We start from the raw sequence: 1170 nt of genomic DNA, 5'->3' as shown, positions 1-1170 counted from the left end.
CACCCAGAGTGTAAGAGTAAGGAATACTTTCTGCATGGGAGAATGACCATTTAGGCACATTTTTTTTGAAGTATTTCTCCCAGCCATTGCTGTACATTTTCATGGTTCGGTCACGCCGTTCACGAAACTGAAGATAGTTCTCGTTTCGCATCCAGCCGTACATTACGTTCTTTACTTTAACACGGCAAGCATACTTTTCATCCGTTTCATTGTAGCGTTGAGGCTTGGCAATGGCAGTGCGTTTAACATAGTCAGTTTTCGTTTCACCCAGGCCTCTCCAGCGATTAAGTTTGTCAAGACTTCGGCCCAGAGGTCCTCCCAGCCAGTCAGTTAGTATCTTGTTGTCGTTCATGAAAAAGTCGAAAGTGAGGCTTGTTGTAAGAGCTAATCCGAATGTTTGCACGTAGGTAAACCCGGATAAAAGACCGTGGGCGTATGCTCCGGCAGTGGCTACCGGACCCAGTACGATGCCGGCTGTGGCAGAGACCAGAATTTTCACTTTTTCCGGTGTGATCCTGTGCACCAGCGGTATCTGAATTCCTTGTCCGGATCCCATGGATTTAACCATTTCGGGGACCAGACGGTAAATGGTGCGGTACCTATGGGAGTTGGCGTTGTACTGTCTGGTGAACAGCGCAGAGCCGGTTTTCATTAGAATAACCGAGGAAGCAGCCTTACCTAATGGCATTGCCAGAGCGCCCACTTCAGAGATTTCTTCAATTCTGCTGTGATAGGCATATTGGCGGGTTCGGTCAAGATCAACTCTATAGCGTTCCATCCAGTGTTCGAAAGGTATGAGCATCCTGTGCATGTAATCGCCCCTGTTGGTCAGATCCAGAAAATAGAGGAGCTGCATGTTTGAGAGGAATAGCCTGACAGCTTCCGGGGCGGTATGGGTCACCATTAAAGGTTTGTAGCTGGAGTAGTACCCGGTTAGGGCTTGTACCATGAAGGCTGAAGGCTTGATCCAGTAATCGTTTAGCTGTAGCTCAGCAGCAACGGTATGAGCCAGCATCAATGTGCTATCGATAGCCTTGAACAGGTCTGATTCAGACATGCCGGTAGCATGAGCATAAGGTGTCAGGGTATCCTGAACCTTGGCCATGAATGCTGCTGTCTTGCGGCCGTTTTCAAAGGCAATATCGTCAAGAACGTAGTTGGCGATGACCG

At 48.5% G+C, this 1170-nt stretch carries 1 protein-coding gene; it reads right to left on the bottom strand.

Annotation, left to right across the window (positions count from 1 at the left end; genetic code table 11):
- Positions 1-1170: hypothetical protein (locus tag KDK19_RS00960; protein ID WP_257287084.1), on the bottom strand; the 1170-nt coding region annotated here is incomplete at both ends.

The sequence above is a fragment of the Endozoicomonas sp. ONNA1 genome, assembly GCF_024606325.1.
Taxonomy (GTDB): domain Bacteria; phylum Pseudomonadota; class Gammaproteobacteria; order Pseudomonadales; family Endozoicomonadaceae; genus Endozoicomonas_A.
This window is presented reverse-complemented; position numbering and strand designations above follow the sequence as displayed.